Consider the following 319-nt stretch of genomic DNA (forward strand, 5'->3'; position numbering starts at 1 on the left):
GTCGATGTCCAGGCGGTTCAGCAGCTCGAACACGCTCTCGCCACCGCCGGTGGTCTTGGCGCTGTGGCGGCGCATCGCCACCGTGGTCAGCTGCGTGCCACTTGCAACCAGTGCATCCTCCAGCAGTGACTGGCTGCTGGCCCCACCGGTGCCCATGACTAGGTGAGAATCGAATTCCTTATCAGCGATCTTCAGCATGATCTTGTCCTCTAGCCGTCTCGGCATCGGCTGACCCATTCCCAGCGCTGCCCCCACTGTAGCCCCCAGCGCGGACAGCAAAATTCCGTGGCGGAAGTAGCCCGTGGAAACCACCAGCTTC

General features: G+C 62.4%; 1 pseudogene. It reads right to left on the minus strand.

From position 1 onward, the window contains the following. Positions 1-198, minus strand: a pseudogene (gene thiG / locus CYJ76_RS11850) (thiazole synthase); the annotation flags it as partial. Between the last annotated feature and the right edge of the window lie 121 nt (positions 199-319).

The organism is Kytococcus schroeteri, assembly GCF_002847825.1.
GTDB classification, from domain to species: domain Bacteria; phylum Actinomycetota; class Actinomycetes; order Actinomycetales; family Dermatophilaceae; genus Kytococcus; species Kytococcus schroeteri.